Here is a 19,804-nt window from a genome sequence, read left to right on the forward strand (position 1 = left end):
CAACCTTCGGAGAACCCGATGAGCAAGAACACAGACGCATCCGGACGGCCGCCCGGCCAGAGTGCCGACCGTATCGCCGTGGTCGGCATGGGCTGCCGGTTCCCGGGAGACGTCGACTCGCCCGCCGCGCTGTGGCGGCTGCTGATGGACGCCCGGGAGGCGCTGGGGGATCCCCCGGCCGAGCGGGCGGAACTGCGTGCACCGCGCGGTGCACGGGCCCCCGGCCCGCAGACCCTGTCGGACGGTACCCCCGTATCCGTACGCGGTGGGTATCTGCGCGACGTCTCCGGCTTCGACGCCGACTTCTTCGGCGTATCCGGCCGCGAGGCGGACGTCCTCGACCCCCAGCACCGACTGCTGCTCGAGGTGGCCTGGGAGGCCCTGGAGCACGCGGGGATGCCACCCGAGCGGCTGGCCGGCACCTCGACCGGCGTCTTCACCGGGCTCAGCTACCACGACTACCTGGACTGCCTCGACTGGCAACCCCACGAAAACGAGGGCTCGATCCTGGCGAACGGACACTGCGTGGCGGCGGGCCGGATCTCCTATCTGCTGGGGCTGCACGGCCCGTGCGTCGCCCTGGACACCGCCTGCTCCTCGTCGCTGGTCGCCGTGCATCTCGCGGCCCAGGCGCTGCGCGCGGGCGAGTGCGACCTGGCCCTGGCCGGCGGGGTCACCCTGATGTTCGACCCCAAGATCACCCGCTCGTTCACCCGGATGGGCATGCTCTCGCGCCGTGGGCACTGCCACGCCTTCGACGCCGCCGCCGACGGCTTCGTACGCGGCGAGGGCTGCGGGATCGTCGCCCTCAAACGCCTCGCCGACGCCGTACCGGACGGCGACCGGATCCTGGCGGTGCTGCGCGGCTCCGCCGTCAACCAGGACGGCCGGTCCGACGGACTCGCCGCGCCCTCGGCCGCCGCCCAGCGCGCCCTGTACGAGGAGGCGCTGGCCCGGGCCGGGGTCGATCCGCGCGACGTGGGGATGGTCGAGGCGCACGGCCCCGGCACCCCGGTGGGGGACCCGGTGGAGTTCGCCAGCCTCGCCGCGGTGTACGGGAACGGCCCCGGCCGATGCGCGCTGGCGTCGCTCAAGACCAACCTGGGCCACCTGGAACCCGCCGCCGGGGTGGCCGGGCTGATCAAGGCCGTGCTGTGCCTGCGCCGGGGGACGATCCCGCCCAACCTGCACTTCACCCGCTGGAACCCGGCCATCGAGAACGCCGACGCGACGCGGCTCTTCGTACCCACCGAGCCGACGCGCTGGCCGATGCCCACCACCCCCCGGCTGGCCGCCGTGTCCTCTTTCGGGTTCTCCGGGACGAACGCCCATGTGCTGCTGGAGGAGCCACCCGCCGCCTCGGCCCGTCGACGCGCGCGGCCACCGCGGCGGGAGCGGGACGCGACACCCCTGGCCTTCCTCGTGCCGGCGGGCTCCCGCGCGGCCGTGCCGACCGCGGCTGGGCGCCTCGCGGACTGGCTGGAAGGCGACGGCGCGACCGTACCGCTGCGCGACATCGCCCACACGCTCGCCGTGCGGCGCAGCCCGGGCCGTGGGCGGCTCGGTGTCGTCACGGCGTCCCGGGACGAACTCGTGCGAATTCTACGCGCGTCACAGGAGGGGCGGGCCCATCCGGCGGCGGTGATCGGGGAGGTGGGGGCCGCGGTGTCCCGGCGCCCGGTGTGGGTGTTCTCCGGTCAGGGCTCACAGTGGCCGGGCATGGGGCGCGGACTGCTGCACACGGAGCCCGCCTTCGCCGCCGCGCTCGCCGAGGCCGATGAACTGATCGCCGCCGAGGCCGGGTTCTCGGTCCTCGACGTGGTGCGCTCCGGTGAACCGGTGACCGGCTGCGCACGGGTCCAGCCGGTGCTGTTCGCCCTGCAGACCGCGCTTGCGGCGGCCTGGCGCGCCCACGGCGTGGAACCCGCCGGGGTCATCGGACACTCCATGGGCGAGGTCGCCGCCGCGGTCGTGGCCGGGGCGCTGTCCCTGGCCGACGGGGTACGGGTGATCTGCCGCCGCTCCGCGCTGCTGACCCGGGTCGCGGGGCGGGGCGCGATGGCGACGGTGGGCCTCGGGGCGGACGACGTACAGACCGAACTCGACGCCGAACTCGACGCCGATTCCGGGGCCAGGGGAGCCGCGGTCACGGTCGCGGTCATGGCGGCGCCCGACGCCACGGTCGTGGCCGGAGACGCGGCACATCTGGAGCGTCTGGTCGCCGGCTGGCAGGCGCGCGGCATCCCGGCCGCCCTGGTCGCGGTGGACGTCGCCTCGCACTCCCCCCAGGTGGACCCGCTCCTGGCCGATCTGCGCGATGCCCTCGCCGATCTGACACCCCGCACACCGAGCGTGCCGTTCTACACCACCGTGCTGGACGATCCGCACACCGTCCCCGCCTTCGACGCCGACTACTGGTGCGCCAATCTGCGCCACCCGGTCCGGTTCGCCGCGGCCGTCGCCGCCGCGGCCGTCGACCGTCACCTGGTGTATGTCGAGCTCGCCCCGCACCCGGTCGTCACCCACTCCGTCGGCCGCTGCCTGGAGGCCATGGGTGACATGGGCGGCATGGGCAGCGGACACGTCGTGCTGCCCACGCTGCGCCGCGACGAGGACGAGACAGCCACCTTCCGCACCCAACTGGCCGCCCTGCACTGCGCGGGCGTCCCCGTGGACTGGACGCGGCTGTACCCACGGGCCGCCCTCGTCGACGTCCCCACCATCACCTTCGACCGCAAACACCACTGGACCCAGCCCACCCTCACAGCCGTTCCGGGAGGGTCGCCGGGCCCCGCCGCCGGTCCGCTGCCCGGCAGCCACACGGAGGTGCCCGGCGATCCGGTCCGGCACACCTGGCTCGGGGAGACCGGGACCGCCGCGCTGCCCTGGCTGGACGACCACAAGGTCCACGGCGCCCCCGTACTGCCCGGAGCCGCCCACTACGCCATCGCGCTCACCACCGCCTGCGAGGTCTTCGGCGCCCGGCCCACCGAAGTCGAGGTCACCGATGTGCACTTCCGCGAGCCGCTGCGGCTCGCCGAGCACACCGACATCACCACCACGCTCACCCTGGCGGCCGCCGACCGCGCCGACTGCGAGATCTTCGGACGCGGCGACGACGCCGCCTGGATACGGCAGTCCACCGCGGTCGTGCGCCGGCTGGCCGTACCGCCGAGGCCGCGCTCCGCGTCCGTGGAAAGCCTCGCCCTGCGCCACCCGGTCCCCGTCGAACCCGCCTCCCTGTACGCCCATATGCGGGCCCGCGGGCTCCACCACGGGCCGGCGTTCAACGGGATCATCCAGGTGTACGCCTCCCGCCGCGGCGACAGCTTCTGGGCACGGGTCGAGCTACCCGAGGTGGCGCGCACGTCCGAGCACGCGCTGCGCGTCCACCCCGCCCTCGTCGACCTGTGCGGTCAACTCCTCATAGCGGGGCTGCTGCACGAGACCGACCCCGGGCTGATCCTGCCGGTCCGGATCCGCTCCGTACGGGTCCTCGGCGATACCGCGACCGCGGCGTACTGCCACGCCCGCATCGTCGAGGCCACGCCCGACACGCTCATCGGCCACATCCGGCTGCTCGACGAGGCGGGCACCCCGGTCCTGGCCATCGACGGTCTGCGGCTGGCGCGCCACGCCGTCCCCGAGCCCGCCGAAGTCGACCACTGGTTCCTGGAGACCGGCTGGCACCGCGCCGAGCGGCCGACACCCGCGGCCACCGGCCCGGCGGGCGACTGGCTGGTCGTCGGCGAGGGCGGGACGGACGCCCTGGCGGGGGAGCTGGCCGACGCGCTGCGCGCGGCCGGGGCGCGAGCCGACACCTGGAACTGGCCCCCGGACGACCGCCGCCTCGACGCCTTCCGCGAGTCCCTGACCGCCCGACTGGCCCAGGGCGCCACCACGGCCGTGGTCCTCCTGAGCGGTGCGGATACCGACGCGGACCCGGCCACTGAAGCCCTCGCCCGCACGCGCAGGGCGCTCGGCGCCGCCCAGGCGATCGCCGCCCGCGGCGCGGAGCCGCCCCGTCTGTACGTGATCACCCGCGGTGCCCGGGCCGTGGCACCCGGGGAGGTTGCGGATCCGGCGCAGAGCTCGCTCCGCGGGCTGGTCCGAGTGCTCGCCCTCGAACACCCGCGCATGCGGGCCACGCTGGTGGACACCGCACCCATCGGCTCCATCACGGATCGCGCCGGGGCCGTCGACGCGGATATCGCCGGGGCGACCGACCCCGCCACCCCCGCCCCCACCTGGTTGTCGGACCTGGCCGCGGAACTGCTCGCCGACGCGCCCGAGGACGAGGTCGCCCTGCGCGGCGCCGCTCGCCACGTCGCGCGGCTGGCCTACGCGCCGCTGACGGACGCCGAACGCTCCGCGGCCGTCGCCCGCAATGTGCGCTACGGCGTCGATGGCTTCCGGCTGCGGGCGGGCCGACTCGGGGACCTCGGCAGCCTGGAGCTCGCCGCGACGGGGCGGCGGCGGCCGGGGGCGGGGGAGGTGGAGGTGCGGGTGGCCGCGGCCGGGGTGAACTTTCGGGACGTTCTTACCGCCATGGGGCTGCTGCCCGGCGACCGCGACATCCGGTATCGGATCGGCTTCGAGTGCGTGGGAGAGGTGACCGCGGTCGGGACGGGTGTCACCGAGTTCGCCGTTGGCGACCGGGTGCTGGCCGCGGATGTGAACGGTGGGGCGTTCGGTTCGTTCGCCGTCGTACCCGCCGAGGTGGTGGCACCAGCTCCGGACGGTCTCGACGCGGTCACCGCCGCGGGGTTGCCCATCGCGTTCCTCACCGCCTGGTACGCGCTGCGCCATGTCGCCCGGCTGGCGCCGGGGGAGCGGGTGCTGATCCACTCGGCGACCGGCGGCACCGGGCTGGCCGCCGTCGCGGTGGCGCGGCTGCTGGGCGCGGAGGTGCTGGCCACCGCGGGCAGTGAGGACAAGCGGCGGTTTCTGCGCGGCATGGGCATCGCGCACGTCATGGACTCGCGCTCGCTGGACTTCTGCGCGCAGGCCCGGGCGGCGACCGGCGGGGAAGGGGTCGACGTCGTTCTCAACTCACTGGCCGGCGCGGCGATCAGGGCCGGGCTCGAAGCGCTGCGGCCGTTCGGCCGGTTCGTCGAGCTGGGCGTGCGCGACATCCTCTCCGATGCCCCGCTGGGTCTGGCGCCGTTGCGCCACAACATCACGCTGAGCACCGTGGACCTCGGTGAACTGCAGCGCGACCGGCTGGCGGTGTTCGGCGGGGCGCTGCGCGAGGTGGTCGCCGAGTTGGCCGAGGGGCGGCTGGCGCCACTGCGGTGTACGGAGTTTCCGCTGTCGGCGGCCTCCGACGCGTTTCGGCTGATGGCGGGTGCGGGCCATATCGGCAAGTTGGTGCTGACCGTGCCGGAACAGGGCGAAACCGGCGCCGTGCTGCCCGATGGGCCGCGGCCGGTGCGCGAGGGCGGGGCTTATGTGATCACCGGCGGTCTGCGCGGCCTGGGGCTGGCCACCGCGCGCTGGCTGGCGGCCCGGCGCGCCGGACATCTCGTACTGAACGGCCGCACCGCCCCCACGGCCGCCACCGCGCGGGAGCTCAATGAACTGTCGGCCGCCGGGACCCGGATCACCGTGGTGCTCGGCGATATCGCCCGGCCGGGCACGGCCGAGCGCCTGGTGGCCGCCGCCACCGCGGACGGGACGCCGCTGCGTGGGGTGGTGCACAGCGCCATGGCGCTGGACGACGCGACGGTCACCAACATCCGTGACGACCAACTGCGGCGGGTGTGGGCGCCCAAGGCCACCGGTGCGTGGCGGCTGCACGAGGCCACCGCCGGGCAGCCGCTGGACTGGTTCGCGGTGTTCTCCTCGATGGCCTCGCTGTTGGGCAATCCCGGCCAGGGCGCCTACGCCACCGCGAATGCCTGGCTGGACGGGTTCGCGGCCTGGCGTTCCGCGCGCGGGCTGCCCACCCTCGCGGTCAACTGGGGCCCGTGGGGCGAGACCGGCGTCGCCACCGGCTTCGCCGACCGCGGTTACGAGACCATCCCCACCGACCGGGGCCTACGAGCGCTGGGCGCCCTGCTGGCGCACGGCCGGGTGCAGACCGGGGTGATCCCCGGTGAGCCGGGCACCTGGATTCCGGCGGCCGGGCGGCAGTCGGCGCTCTTCGGCCCCCTGCTTCCGGACGGCACCGACGGCACCGACGGCACCGACGGCACGGCGAGCACGAACAACGCAAGCGACGGCGACGACATCCGCGCCCGGCTGGCCGCGCTCCCCGCGGGCCTGGCCCGCCGCTCGGCCCTGGAGGCGTACTTGGGCGACCACATCCGTACGGTTCTCCGCCTCAGCGGTTCCACGCTGGACCCGCAGACCTCCCTGAAGGCCCTCGGCTTCGACTCCCTGCTGGCCATGGAGTTGCGCGTGCGGCTCGAATCCGGCCTGGGCGTCAAGCTCGCCGCCAACTTCGTCTGGCAGCACCCGACAGTGGCGGAGCTCGCCGTCGGACTGGCCGAGCACATGGGGCTGGACATCGCCGGGGGTACGCCAGGCGGCCGACACCTGGCCGCCGACTGACGGTGACCGCGGCGTCAATTTTCGGACACACGGCGGGCCAATTCTGGTCAGGTGCTGGTCCGCCGTGTGTTCCTTCGCCGTGTCGCTCATGCCGCCCTCGTCGTCCATCCGCACCAGTGCGTGCTGCTCGGGCTCGCGGGCTCGTTGGCGCTGGCGGCGGGAGGAAGGACCGCCGGCGCGCTGCCCGTGGCGGACGTCCTGGTCCCCGATTCCGGGGGCGCCGCGCTCGGCCTGGTCAGTACGTACTTCGGCCTCGTACTGCTGGTCGGGGCCTGGCTGTTGCTGGGCCGCGCGGTACGCGGCCCCCGGCCGCCGGGCCCGCGCGACCTGTTGGTGACCCTCGCGGTCTGGGCCGCCCCGCTGCTGGCCGCGCCCCCGCTGTTCAGCCGGGACGTCTACAGCTATCTCGCCCAGGGCGCCATGGTCGACGCGCGCATCGACGTCTACGTACACGGCCCCGCCCGGCTCGGCGGGCCGCTGGCCGCCGAGGTGGCGCCCCTGTGGCAGCACACCCCCGCCCCCTACGGCCCGGTGTCCCTGGCCTTCGAGACGGCGGTCGTGGGCGCCTCCCGCACCGAGGTGTCCGCCGGAGTGTTCGGCATGCGGCTGGTCGCGTTGGTCGGTGTGGCGCTGATGATCCTCGCCCTCCTCGCGCTCGCACGCCGCAGCGGCACCGATCCGGCCGCCGCCCTGTGGCTGGGGGCGCTCAATCCGCTGTTGCTGATCCACCTGGTGGGCGGGGCGCACAACGACGCCGTGATGATCGGGCTGCTCGGCGCCGGGCTGGTGGCCGCGACCGGCCGGTGGCCCGCGTGCGGCGCCGTGCTGGTCACCCTGGCCGCCCTGGTCAAGGCGCCCGCCGCGCTCGGGCTGCTGGCCGTCGCCGCGCTCTGGGCGGGCCTGCTGAGGGGGAGATGGCGGCGCACCAGGGCCGTGCTGGCCACCGGCGCCCTGGCGCTGGGCACCACGGGCGCGGCGACGGCCGTCGCCGGCACCGGCTATGGCTGGATCACCGCCCTGACCACCCCGGTCTCCCCGGACAACTGGGCGCTGACCAGCGCCCTCGGCCGCGCCACCGGCGCCGCCCTGGACGCCCTCGGCAGCGGTCTGGCGCCGCTGGCCACCCCGGCCTGGCATGCGCTCGGCCTGCTGGCGACGGCCGTCACCGTCGCGGTCGTCTGGCTGCGCGCCTCCCGCTCCCGCCCCGTCTACGCGCTGGGGCTGAGCCTCATCGCGGTGGCGGCGCTCGGCCCCGCGATCCGCCCCTGGTATCTGCTGTGGGGGCTGTTCCTCATCGCCGCGGTCGCGCCGAGCGGACCGGTGCGCCGGGCGGTCGCCGCCGCGAGCGGGGTGCTGGCCCTGGCCGTACTGCCCAGCGGATTCGCGCCGGACCGACAGCAGCTGACCCTCGCCGTATGCGGCGGGGCGCTGGCCCTGCTCACGCTGTGGTGCGTCAAATTGGCCCCGAGACTCGCCGCAGGCGACCACTGGACGGAGCACGCGGCATGACGGGCCCCACCACCACGCGCGGCCGACTGCTGCTGACGCTCGGGCTGACCGGGGCCGTGGCGCTCTTCCTGGCCACCGTGCCGCTCCACCGCGACTGGTTCGATCTGAGCGTCTACTACGGCACCGTCGACCACTGGCTGCACGACGGGGGACGCATGTACGACTACACGGTGCCCGGCGCGGACGGCACCGCCTATGGCTTCACCTACCCGCCGTTCGCGGCCCTGTGCATGCTGCCGATGGCCCTGGTGAGTTGGTCGGGCGCGATCACCATCTGCATGCTGCTCAACCTGACCGCCTCGGCGGTCGTGCTGTACTGGCTGACCGGTCCGCTCGTACGCCGCCACGCCCGGCACCGATGGTTCGCCTTCGCCGTGGCGGCCTGCCTGTTCGCCCTGCTGGAGCCGGTCCGGGACACCTTCAGCTTCGGCCAGGTCAACCTGGTCCTGCTGGCACTCGTGCTTTTGGACGCCTGGCTGCTGTCCACCGGCCGCGGCAAGTACGCGGGGTTCGCCATCGGCATCGCCGCCGCGATCAAGCTCACCCCGGCGATCTTCATCTGCTATCTGGCCGTCACCGGGCGCCGGCGCGCCGCCGGAACGGCCGCGGGCACCGCGGCGGCCGCGACTCTGCTGGCCGCCTGGGTGGCGCCGACCGCGTCACGGGACTACTGGACCGAGGACCTGTGGGACACCGACCGCATCGGGGTCGCCGCGTATGTCTCCAACCAGTCGTGGCGCGGAGTGCTGGCCCGGCTCACCGACCCCGTCCCGCCGAGCGGCGCCATCTGGGCGCTGGGGGCGCTCGCCGTCATGGCCCTGTGGGCCCATCGCGTACGGCGCGCGGCCGCCGCGGGGGACGAGGCGGCCGGGTTCGCGCTGACCGGCGTCGCCGCCTGCCTGGTCAGCCCGATCACCTGGGTGCACCATCTGGTGTGGCTGATCCCGGCCCTGACGGTGCTGGTCGACACCGGGCTGCGGTCCGACACGCAGCCCGCGCGCCGCCGCCGGCTGCTGTCCACCGCGGCAGCCGTGTATGTGATCCTGTGCAGCAGCGTGGTGTGGCTGTGGCGCTTCCACCCCACCGGCGTGGACGGCTTCCTGGGGAGCAACGCCTACGTATGGATCTGCCTCGGCCTGCTGCTCGCCCTCCCGGTGCGCGAGCCGGACGCCCCCGTGCGCGAGCCGGACGTCTCCTTTTCGCCACCGCCGCGCCGACCGGATGTCGATCCGAGTACGCCTCAACGTCTCCCGCGGTGGACACCCTGACCACACCGCCCCGGTCTCTCCGCCCCCGAGCACCTGTGAGCGCACATGCCCGCGACGATGATGCCCGAGCGGCAGAGCCTCCCCGCCCGCCGGCGGCTTCCGCTGCGCCAGATCCTGTGCCTGCTGCCGATCGCCGTCGTCGCCGTATGGGTGGTCGGACACTGGTCGCTCATCGGCTCCGGCGCCCGTCAGCTCCTTGACGCCAACCCCTACTGGCTGCTCGCCGCGGTCGCCACGACCGGTCTCGGCTGGGTCGCCGTGTCGTTCGCCCGGCAGGGCACCGTCCTGGAACGGCTGCCTCCGGGGCGGCTGTTCGCCACCCAGTTCGCCGCGGGGGCGGCCAACCACCTTCTGCCGTCGGGGATCGGCGCGAGCGCGGTCAACATCCGCTTCATGACCGGCTGCGGCCTCCCCGCCGCCCGCTCCTCGGCCGCGCTCGCCCTGTACTTCCTCGCGGAGGCCACCGCCCGCATCGGGCTGCTGCTGGTCCTCCTGCTCGCCTTCCCCGAAGCGCTCAGGATCGGGCCGCTGCTCCCGGACCGGATCGGGGCGGCGCTGCCGTTGACGGTTGGGGCGGTGGTCTGCGCCCTGGTGGCCGCGGTTCTGGCGATCCGTCCGGTGCGCCGGATCGTCCGCAACTTCCTGGTCACCGCGCTCACCGACGCCCGCTCGCTGCACGCCCGGCCGTCCAGGGCGCTTGCCCTGTGGGGCGGTTCGGTGGCCTTTCCCGTGCTGCAGGCGGCCGGGCTCGCGGCGGTCGCCGTCGCGGTGGAGCTGGACGTGCCGCCCGGGCATGTCGTGCTCGCCTATCTGGCAGCGACGTGCCTGGCCGCGGTCATCCCCTCGCCCGGGGGCATCGGCTCCGTGGACGCCGCGCTGGTCATCGCGCTCGTCGCGACCGGGGCCCCGGCGGACGCCGCCACCTCCGCGGTGCTCGCCTACCGCTTCATCACGGTGTGGCTCCCGTTGATCCCCGGAGCGCTGGTGTTGGGAACCCTGGTGCGCTGGAAGATCGTCTAAGCGATCGCGGCCGGGCCGCCCAACCGCCGTCCCCTGATGCTTCGCACATTGCCTCTCGCCGCCCAAAAGGTGAACACAGCAAATACGAAGGATTAATTCCGGAAGTCGCCCCATCGTTTTGTAAATTCCGCAGAGAGCGGGGCAACCAATCAAGGATTCGCGGGGTCAAACAGGCCGAGTGAGCGCGCCGCGCATTCCACTGGGGGGAGCCGTGCGACGTCCATTCGAGCTGCCCGCGTACGCGGCCGTGAAGTGTGCCCCACGCCATGGGAACTCGTCCGCGTCGCCGGACAAGTAATCGGCGTGAAGTCAAAATTCACGCCGTCTATCGGAATTGGATCCTGACGAATTCATGCGATCGCTCATGACCGGCCAACCGGCCCGCACCCGGCCGGATGACCAGCCGCGCGAAGCCGCCGCGCCGCCCGCGTCCGACGCACCGCCGGTCGCGCTGCCGGACGCGCTTCCGGACGCCCCGCGCGGCGTCCGCGCCCGGGCCGCCGCGCTCGCCGCCCTGGTCACGGTGGCAGCCTTGTGCCTCGGCGACGCCGTGGCCCGCAGCTACCCCTTCGGGTTCAGAACCCGCAGCGTGAACGACCTGGGCAATCAGTTCGTGCCCTTCCACGCCCATCTGTGGGACCTGCTGCACGGCCGCGGGGACGGCGGCCTGTTCCTCAACTGGCAGTCCGGCTACGGCGCCAGCTTCCTGCCCGACCTGGGCACCTACCTCGGCAGCCCGTTCGCGCTGCTCGTCGCCCTCTTCCCGCGTGACCAGATCGACCTCGCGGTGTATGTGATCACGCTGCTGAAGATGGCCACGGCCGGCGCGGTGATGGCCCAGCTGCTGCTGACGCTGCGCCCCGGCCGATGGTGGGCGGCCGGGGCGCTCGGCGCCTCGTACGCGCTGTGCGGCTGGTCCGTGGCCGAGGCCTCGTACAACCCCATGTGGCTGGACGGGCTGATCGCGCTGCCACTGCTGTGCCTGGTCGGCCTCTGGGCCCTGGCGGGGCGACGGTTCATCGTGGGCGCGCTGCTGGTCGCGCTCATGTGGATCGCCAACTTCTACACCGCGTACATGGCCACCCTCAGCGCCGCACTGCTGCTGCTCACCCGGCTCCTGGTGGACGCCCCCACCGGCGTCTCCCTGCGGCAGCGGCTGGGCCGTGTCCGTGAAGTCGCGGGCCCGGCGGGACTTCGCGGACACGGCCCAGCTCCGCTGTGGCGGCCCGTGGCGCGGCTGGCGGGCGTCCTGGCGGTCGGCGTGGGCCTCGCGGCGCCCATGGTCTCGGTCGTCTACTTCGGCACCAAACACGCCTACCCGGGCCGGGTCATGGAGTTCACCCCCAAGCCCTGGACGGACGTCCTGGCCCGGCTGCTGCCGGGCACGTACAACTTCAGCAGCCCGGCCGTCTACGTCGACACGGTGGCGCTGCTGCTCGCCCTGACGCTGCCGTTCAACCCGGCGGTCCCCAAGCGGCTGCGAAGCGGCTGGACGCTGCTGGTCGCGGCGGTGGCGCTGTCCTTCCAGTGGGGGCCGACCCAGCTGGCCTGGCACGCCTTCAGCGTCCCCAACGGCAGCCAGTACCGGGAGACCTTCGTGCTGTGCGGGCTGCTGGTGACCGCCGCCTGGCTCTCCTTCGCGCACGGCACACCGGGCCGGCGCCCGCTGCTGGCCGCGGGCGCGCTGCTGGCGGTGATCGCGGCGGGCGCGTCCCGCGCCACCGAGCTGATGCGCCCCTGGACCTATCCGCTCCTGCTGGCCGGTCTGGCCGCCGTCGCGGTCGCCCTCCTGCTCGCTCGGTACGCCCAGCGGCACCACCGTCCGCTGCTCGCCGCCCTCGCCGTCGTCCTGCTGATCGGCGCCCAGGTGGGCCAGTCCGCGGCCACCATGGCCGTCGCCGACCGGCTGCGGCTGGGGCATCTGGACGACTACGCACCCTGGGGCGAGCGCCAGCAGAAGCAGCAGGAGTTGATCGCGGACGCGAACGGCTGGCCCCGGTACCGTACGGACCCGGGCCGCGAACAGACCGTCGGCAATGACCCGCTGCTGGTCGGCGGGCAGGGCGCGCAGTACTACAGCAGCCTCACCGCCGACGTGTTCAGCCGCACCCTCACCGCTCTCGGCGGCGGCTGGTACTCGCGCGGCCGGTCCCTGCAGAGCCTGGACAACCCGGTCACCGACGCGATCTTCTCGGTCGGCGCCCGCGTCCACTCCCCGCCCGATCCGCACCGGGACCCGAACGCGACGATCGACGTCGAGCCGTATGTCACCCGCGCGTCCGTACCGCCCCTGGTCACCGTCCGGCCCGCCGTCAAGAAGGCGCCCGCGTTCGGCTCCTCGCCGTTCCGTAACCAGGAACTGCTGCTCGGGGCCCGGGTGTACACCATGGCCGACAAGATCGCGATACGCGGCGCGGACGGCGGCCCGGCCGCCCGCACCCCCGAGCACGGCTACCGACTGCCCCCTGGCCCCACCAAGCACTCCCGCCCGAAGGCGCTGCTGACCGCCACCTGCCCGGGCGGCTCCCAGGTGTTCCTGTGGGCGCCGCACTACTGGGGCACGGCCGCGCTGCGCGGCGCCGACCGGCCGCCGGTCGGGTTCCGGGGCGACAACCCGGTCACCAAGATCGCCCCCATGCAGCCGCTGGGGAAGGCCCCGGCCTCCGGGCGCGTCGAGGTGGATCTGACCATCCAGAAGGGCGGCACCGTCCCCGCCGATTCCATCGGCTGCCTGGACACCGGACGGCTGCGCAAGGCTGTCGACCGGCTCCGGTCCCACGGCGCCACCTCCGTCCATGTTTCCGACAGCGTTACCGACACCGGGATCCGGGCCGAACTGCCCGCCGGCTCCCGCGGCCTCGCCGTGGTCGCCGTCCCGCGGATCGCGGGCTGGCAGTGCGCCGCGGGCGACGGAGAGCACCGCCCGGCCGACAGCTACCTCGGCCTGATCGCCGTGGAACTCGACGGCTCCGCCACCTCCATCGACTGCACCTTCCGCCCTCCCGGCCTGCGCCTCGGCTCCGCCGTGGGAGCCGCCGCACTGCTGGCCCTGACCCTCCCGGCCGCCTACCGGCTGCTGCGCAACCGACGGGAGAGCCGCCATGTCCATCACTGACGCCCACGAATTCCGCACGGGGGAGACCATGCTCATTTCCATCGTCGTACCCTGCTACAACGAAGAAGCCGTGATCGATCGTTTTCATGAACACCTCACGCGAGAACTCAGGGCGATCGGCCAAGACTGTGAATTCGTTTATGTGGATGATGGCAGCAAGGACCGTACGCTTTCGCTGCTGAAAAAACTGGCCGAAACCGATCCCCGGGTCCGCTACGTTTCCTTCAGCCGCAATTTCGGCAAGGAAGCCGCGATGCTGGCTGGGCTGCGTTATGCCTCCGGCGACGCCGTCGTCATCATGGACGCCGATCTCCAGCACCCCCCGGAGCTGGTCAAGCGCATGGTGGAGCTGCATGCCCAGGGCCATGACCAGGTCATCGCCAAGCGCACCCGCGACGGCGACCGGGTCACCCGGGTCCTCACCGCCCGCGCCTACTACCGGCTCATCAACCGCTTCGTCGATGTGGAGCTGGTCGACGGCGTCGGCGACTTCCGGCTGCTGTCCCGGCGCGCGGTGGACGCCGTGCTGGGGCTGACCGAGTACAACCGTTTCTCCAAGGGGCTGTTCGCCTGGGTGGGCTTCCCGAGCGTGACCTTCGAGTACGAGAACGCCGTACGCGAGGAGGGCCGCAGCAAGTGGACCTTCGGCCAGCTGCTCAACTACGGGGCCGACGGGCTGATCTCCTTCAACAACAAGCCACTGCGCGCCGCGGTCTACCTCGGCCTGCTGCTGCTGTCGGTGGCCGCGCTGTACGCGGCGTGGATCGTGGGCAGTGCGGCGGTCAACGGGGTCGACACCCCCGGCTATGTCACCCTGCTCGTCGTCATCACCGCGCTGGCCGGCGTCCAGATGGTCATGGTCGGCGTGATCGGTGAGTACATCGGCCGTATCTACTATGAGGTCAAGCGGCGCCCCCACTTCCTGGTGCAGTCCACCAACGCCGTCCCCGCCGCCACTGCCGCCGCCCCGCTCAAGGACCAGCTGAAGGATTTCGTCCGGTGACCTCTCGTACCAGGCCCGCGCGCCGGGCGATGCTCGGCCAAGCGGTCAGATTCGGCCTGGTGGGCGTCGTCAACACCGCCACCTACTACGGCATGTACCTGTTGTTCCTGCGCTGGCTGCCCTATCTCGTGGCCCATGTCGCCGCCTTCGCCCTCAGCACCGTCGGCTCGTTCCTGCTCAACTGCTGGTTCACCTACCGCACCCGCCCCACCTGGCGGAAGTTCCTGCTCTTCCCCCTGACCACGGCCGCCAACTTCGTCATCACCACCGGCGGGGTCTACGTCCTCGTCGACCTCCTGCACACCGGGGACCGGGCGGCCCCGCTGATGGCCGCCGCGGTGGCCGTGCCGATCACCTTTGTCCTCTCCCGGACGATCATGCTCGGGCAGGGGTCCCAGGGCCCCCAGGGGCCCGCCGAAAACCCGGTGCGGCGGCGGACGGTGGCCACTACCGTGCCAGGCATCCACCTGGACATCGAGCACGGGAGAGGTATGCCGGTCGGAGAAGAGCCGCGCGTATACGAGATCCGCGTGTACGGCTGCGCGGACAGCGGGGAGGCCATCGCCCTGCAGGGTCCGGTCGCCCGCCTGCTGTGTCCGGAGGAATGGCACGACGGGCCGTGCGACGTCCCCTGGGGCTTCACCCTCGACAGTGACCGGCGGGCCGACGGCGACGAGGCCACGGTGCTGGTGCTCGGCGTCTACACGTCCGGTGCGCGGGCGGCGGAGGTGGCCGACCAGGTGCGCGCCGCCATCGGGGAGAGGGGCCCGGTCGAGCTGGGGGAGGGCGACGCCGAGCAGTTCGAGACGCTGGTGGAGCAGTACCGGATCGAGAGCGGGGCCCGCGGGGTCTGAGCGGGTCTCGCGGGGTTTGAGCGGGGCCTGCGGGTCTGAGCAGGTTCCGTGCGGTCTGAGCGCCTCCGGCCTGGGCCAGTCGGCCGGGTCAGCCGGTCGGGCCCGCGTCGCGCACCAGCAGGGCGGCCTGGACCCGGTTCGAGCAGCCCAACTTGGCCAGCACCCGGCTCACATACGTCTTGATGGTCTTCTCGCTCATATGCAACTCCCGGCCGATCTCGGCGTTGGACATGCCCTCGGCCACCAGGCGCAGCACCTGCGACTCGCGCTCGGTGAGCGCCGTCAGCCGCTCCGCGGCCTCCCGGCGGCGCCGGGCCGCGACCGGGGTGATCAGGTCCAGCACCGGGCGGGTCACCGCCGGGGACAGATAGGCCTCGCCGCCGTGTGCCGCGCGCACCGCGCGGATCAACTCGTCGGGCGTGCAGTTCTTCAGCACGAACCCCGCCGCGCCGCTCTGCAGCGCCTGGAGCACATTCGGCTCGGCCCCGAACGCCGTCAGCACCACCGTGCGCAGCGCGGGCGCCTGCCGCCGCAGCTCCTCCAGCGCGCTCAGCCCGTCCAGCAGCGGCATGTTGATGTCGAGCAGGGCCACATCCACGCGGTGCGCGACCGCCTCGGCCACGGCCGCCCGGCCGTGCTCCGCCATCGCGACCACCTCGATATCGGGAGCCGACTCCAGTACGGTGCGGATACCGGCCCTGATCAGCGGCTCGTCGTCGGCCACCAGCACCCTGATCACCTCAGCCCACCCCCAGCAGCATGCCGACCGGCAGCACCACGAACATCACGGCGGCGGTGGCGAATCCGAGCGCGACGGTGCGCAGGCCCCCGAGCCCGGCGACACCCTCATCGCTGTCAAGGTCGCGGTCCCGGTCGCGGGCCGAGACAGTGCCGACGTCAGTGTCGGTGTCGGCGGTGTCCGGGGCGGTCGGCACCATCGCCACCAGCCGGAAACCGCCGTCCGACAGCCGGTGATCCACGAACCCGCCGACCTGCCGCATCCGTTCGTCAAGACCCCGCAGCCCGTGTCCGCCGCCCGCCGCCTCGCTGAACTCCCGCTCCCCGCCCCCGACCGGGTTGACCACGGTGATCAGCAGCGCGTCCGGCTCCCAGGTGACGGACACCGTCACCGGCCGGCCCGGGGCGTGCTTGGCCGCGTTGGTCAGCCCCTCCTCGACCACCCGGTACACCGCCTCCCCGGCCGCCGGAGGCAGCGGGCGGGGCTTCCCGCCGCCGCGCCGCAGTGTCACCGGCACCCCGGCCGCCCGGAACTCCGCCACCACCTCGTCGATCGCCTCCGCCCCGGGCGCCCGGGCGGCCGTCTCGTCCGTCCCTCGCAGCGCCCCGACCAGTTCGTGCAGCTCGTCCATGGCGCCGCGCGCCGTCCCGGCCAACTGCCGGACGGCCTCCCGCTGCGCCGATGGCAGTTCGGCCACCTCCAGAGCCGCGGCCTGCACCGACACCAGGCTGAGCCGGTGGCCGAGGGAGTCGTGCATGTCCCGGGCGATCCGCAGCCGTATCCGCAGCCGCTCCCGCTCGGCCAGCAGCTCCCGCTCCCGGCGCAGCCTCCGGTTGCGCCGGCCCAGCTCGGCCACCAGCCGCCGATGCTGCGCCAGATAGCGGCCCACGAGCAGCGGCAGCGCCACGAACACCACAAAGATCGAGACCAGTTGCGGTACGGCGGGCGCGTCCGCCGGCCAGACCAGGAGCCGTACCGCGAGCCAGCCGAGCACGGCACCCGCCACCTGGGCCGTGTCCCGCCCCATCGGCGCGCGGGATCCGGCCCCGTAGGCGGCCCACAGCAGCAGCACGTACGAGCCTCCGGTCAGCGCGGCCAGCAGCAGGGCCGCCGTGAAGGCCGCCGCCGGGGCCCGCTCGCCCAGCACCACCACACCGGCCACGGCCAGCGCGTACGCCACCGCGGCCCAGGGGAGCGGACCGCCGTGGCGCGCGGCCATGAACAGCGCGGTGTCCACCACGATCACGGCGGCGGCCGGAAGACTTCGGCCCAGGGGCAGCAGGCTCATGGCAGCAGGCTAAGGCCTCGACAGGGGTGTCGACTTTGGTCCCGACGACGGGCGACTTTCGACCACAGCGCGCCACCGGGCCCGGTTTCTAGCGTGAGCGGTGTGATCGAAGTGCGCGACCTCAGCAAGAAGTACGGGACCACCACCGCGGTCGACCGGCTGTCCTTCACCGTGCGGCCCGGCCAGGTGACCGGGTTCCTCGGGCCGAACGGGGCGGGAAAGTCCACCACGATGCGGATGATGCTGGACCTCGACCGCCCCACCACGGGCCATGTCCTCATCGACGGCGACCGCTACCGGCGCCTGTCCGATCCGCTGCGCCGGGTCGGGGCGCTGCTGGAGGCCAGGGCGGTGCACGGCGGCCGCAGCGTGTACGACACCCTGTGGTGGCCGGCCCGCAGCAACCGGATCCCCGAGGCGCGGGTGCGCGAGGTGCTGGAACTGGTCGGGCTGGCGGGCGTGGCCCACCAGCGGGCCAAGGGCCTCTCACTCGGCATGGCCCAGCGGCTCGGCATCGCGGCGGCGCTGCTCGGCGATCCACCGGTGCTGCTGTTCGACGAGCCGGTCAACGGCCTTGACCCCGAGGGGATCCTCTGGATCCGCAACCTCATGAAGGACCTGGCCGTGGAGGGCCGGACGGTGTTCGTCTCCAGCCATCTGATGAGCGAGATGGCGCTCACCGCGGAACACCTCATCGTCATCGGGCGCGGCAGGCTGCTCGCGGACACCACCGTGAGCGAGTTCATCGAGGCCAACTCCCGCTCCTGTGTACTGATCCGCACGCCCGAGCCGGATCGGATGCGCGCCGCGCTGGCGGGCGTCGGCGTCCGGGTGGAGCGGGCGGCCGATGGGGCGCTGGAGGCGTACGGGACGCGGGCCGCGGCGGTCGGCGAGCTGGCGGCGGCCCAGGGTCTGACGGTGCACGAGGTGAGCACGCGGCAGGCCTCGCTGGAAGAGGCGTTCATGCGGCTCACGGGCGAGGCCGCCGAACACCGGGCGGGAGGTGCGCGATGAGGGACGCGGCCCGTATGCGGGCGGCCTTCGCCGCCGAGTGGATCAAGATCCGTACCGTCCGCTCGACGCTGTGGACCCTGCTGCTGTCCCTCGTCGTCAGCGTCGGCCTCGGCATCCTCGTCGGCCACTCCATGAGCGCGAGCTTCGCCGGGATGGACCGGGAACGGCAGGAGAACTTCGACCCCGTCGAGGCGGGCTTCCTCGGCCTGACCGTCGGCCAGATCGCCCTCGTCGTGTTCGGTGTGCTGCAGATCGGCGCCGAGTACACCAGCGGCACCATCCGCGGCTCGCTTCTCGCGGTGCCCCGCCGGGGGCTGTTCTACGGGGCCAAGGTGGCGGCCACGATGCTGACCGCGCTGGTGTTCTCGCTGTTCACCGTCTACATCACCTTCTTCGCGGCGCAGTGGGCGCTCGGCCCGCAGGGCGTGCCCCTCGGTGACCCCGGCGTACTGCGCGCGACCCTCGGCGCCTGGGCGTATCTGACGCTGATGTGCGCGTTCTCGATCGGGGTGGCCACGATGCTGCGCAGTACGGCGCTCACGCTCGGAATCATGATTCCGCTGCTCTTCCTCAACTCGCAGGGGCTCGGCAATGTGCCGAAGATCCGGACGGTCGCGCAGTTCCTGCCCGACCAGGCCGGGGCGGTGATGATGCGGGTGGTCACGGTGGACGAGTCGTTCATCACGCACCGGGACTTCGGCCCGGGGACGGCGCTGGTGATCCTGCTGGCCTGGACGGCGGCGGCGCTCGTCGGGGGCCTCATGGCGCTGCGCCGCCGCGACCCCTGATGCACCACGATCCTTGATGCATAGGATGTGCAAGTGCATAGCTATCGCATCAGGACGGCCACGCCCGAAGACCTCGACGGTGCCCGGAGCGTGATGCTCGACACCGTGTACCGGGACTTCGGTACGGGGTATGTGCCGCGCTGGCACGGCGACATCGTCGATCCGGAGGGCGCCTACTTCCGGTCCGCGCGGCACACCCTGCTCGTCGCCGTCGACGAGCGCGACGGGCAGGTCGTCGCCACGGGCGCGCTCGACGCGCGGGGGCCCGCGCATCCGCCCAACCCCCGCGCCCTCGCCGAGCGTTACCCCTCCGGGCGGACCGCCCAGCTGCGCCGGGTGTACGTACGGCCCGAACACCGGCGGCGGGGGCTCGCCCGGCGGTTGGTGGGCCGGTTGCTGGACTTCGCGGCGGCGGACGGCGGCTATGCCGCGGTCTATTTGCACACCGACCCCGCCGTGCCCGGTGCCGAGGCCTTCTGGCGGTCCCTGGGGGAGGTGGTGTGCGACGAGCGAACGGCGCCCGGCGGCGGGCAGGGCGTCGTGCACTTCGAGGTGCCCATGCGGGGGGTTCCTCACGGTGGAGCTAATGGAAATGATAATCATGTAGCCTGTGCGGCGTCCCGCTCGTAAAACCGCTCGCACATCCCGCTC

General features: G+C 73.2%; 11 protein-coding genes and 1 pseudogene. 10 read left to right on the forward strand and 2 right to left on the reverse strand.

All coding sequences use genetic code 11. From position 1 onward, the window contains the following. The first annotated feature begins 18 nt into the window (after window positions 1-18). The 7 genes and pseudogenes from ACH4U7_RS00495 to ACH4U7_RS00525 all read left to right on the forward strand — a co-directional run. The gene (locus ACH4U7_RS00495; protein ID WP_398525832.1) at window positions 19-6,555 is read left to right on the forward strand and encodes an SDR family NAD(P)-dependent oxidoreductase; all 6,537 of its coding nucleotides are present in this window, start codon (window positions 19-21) and stop codon (window positions 6,553-6,555) included. 66 nt (window positions 6,556-6,621) lie between these two features. After that, window positions 6,622-8,064 carry a polyprenol phosphomannose-dependent alpha 1,6 mannosyltransferase MptB gene (gene mptB, locus ACH4U7_RS00500; RefSeq protein WP_398525833.1) on the forward strand — a complete coding sequence of 481 codons (1,443 nt, stop codon included), beginning with the start codon at window positions 6,622-6,624 and terminating at the stop codon, window positions 8,062-8,064. Next, window positions 8,061-9,332 (forward strand): glycosyltransferase 87 family protein, encoded by a 1,272-nt coding sequence (locus ACH4U7_RS00505; RefSeq protein ID WP_398525834.1) that lies wholly within the window; start codon window positions 8,061-8,063, stop codon window positions 9,330-9,332. The genes mptB and ACH4U7_RS00505 overlap by 4 nt, the downstream gene beginning before the upstream one ends. A 45-nt stretch (window positions 9,333-9,377) precedes the next feature. Continuing rightward, window positions 9,378-10,352: a YbhN family protein gene (locus tag ACH4U7_RS00510; RefSeq protein ID WP_398525835.1), complete on the forward strand. Its 975-nt coding sequence runs from the start codon at window positions 9,378-9,380 to the stop codon at window positions 10,350-10,352. A 364-nt stretch (window positions 10,353-10,716) separates the two neighbouring features. Next, window positions 10,717-13,467: a YfhO family protein gene (locus tag ACH4U7_RS00515; RefSeq protein WP_398525836.1), complete on the forward strand. Its 2,751-nt coding sequence runs from the start codon at window positions 10,717-10,719 to the stop codon at window positions 13,465-13,467. Window positions 13,468-13,495: 28 nt separating this feature from the next. Then, window positions 13,496-14,470 carry a glycosyltransferase family 2 protein gene (locus ACH4U7_RS00520; protein ID WP_398526423.1) on the forward strand — a complete coding sequence of 325 codons (975 nt, stop codon included), beginning with the start codon at window positions 13,496-13,498 and terminating at the stop codon, window positions 14,468-14,470. Window positions 14,471-14,499: 29 nt separating this feature from the next. Next, window positions 14,500-14,853, forward strand: a pseudogene (locus tag ACH4U7_RS00525) (GtrA family protein); the annotation flags it as partial. Between the two features lie 559 nt (window positions 14,854-15,412). Here the strand turns inward: ACH4U7_RS00525 and ACH4U7_RS00530 are convergent. Together ACH4U7_RS00530 and ACH4U7_RS00535 are read right to left on the reverse strand one after the other, a co-directional pair. Beyond that, window positions 15,413-16,063, reverse strand: a complete 651-nt coding sequence (locus ACH4U7_RS00530; protein WP_398525837.1) for a response regulator — start codon at window positions 16,061-16,063, stop codon at window positions 15,413-15,415. A 1-nt stretch (window position 16,064) separates the two neighbouring features. Beyond that, window positions 16,065-17,351: a sensor histidine kinase gene (locus ACH4U7_RS00535; protein ID WP_398525838.1), complete on the reverse strand. Its 1,287-nt coding sequence runs from the start codon at window positions 17,349-17,351 to the stop codon at window positions 16,065-16,067. 102 nt (window positions 17,352-17,453) lie between these two features. On the opposite strand from ACH4U7_RS00535, the gene ACH4U7_RS00540 reads away from it, so the two are divergent. From ACH4U7_RS00540 to ACH4U7_RS00550, 3 genes are read left to right on the forward strand one after another with little or no spacing between them, the layout of a single operon-like run. Then, window positions 17,454-18,365, forward strand: coding sequence for an ABC transporter ATP-binding protein (locus tag ACH4U7_RS00540; protein ID WP_398525839.1), 912 nt, complete (start codon window positions 17,454-17,456; stop codon window positions 18,363-18,365). Continuing rightward, window positions 18,362-19,153 (forward strand): ABC transporter permease, encoded by a 792-nt coding sequence (locus ACH4U7_RS00545; protein ID WP_398525840.1) that lies wholly within the window; start codon window positions 18,362-18,364, stop codon window positions 19,151-19,153. The genes ACH4U7_RS00540 and ACH4U7_RS00545 overlap by 4 nt, the downstream gene beginning before the upstream one ends. 33 nt (window positions 19,154-19,186) lie before the next feature. Then, window positions 19,187-19,783, forward strand: a complete 597-nt coding sequence (locus ACH4U7_RS00550) for a GNAT family N-acetyltransferase (protein WP_398525841.1) — start codon at window positions 19,187-19,189, stop codon at window positions 19,781-19,783. Window positions 19,784-19,804 lie beyond the last annotated feature (21 nt).

The organism is Streptomyces sp. NPDC020845 (genome assembly GCF_044334165.1).
In the GTDB taxonomy this organism is placed as follows: domain Bacteria; phylum Actinomycetota; class Actinomycetes; order Streptomycetales; family Streptomycetaceae; genus Streptomyces.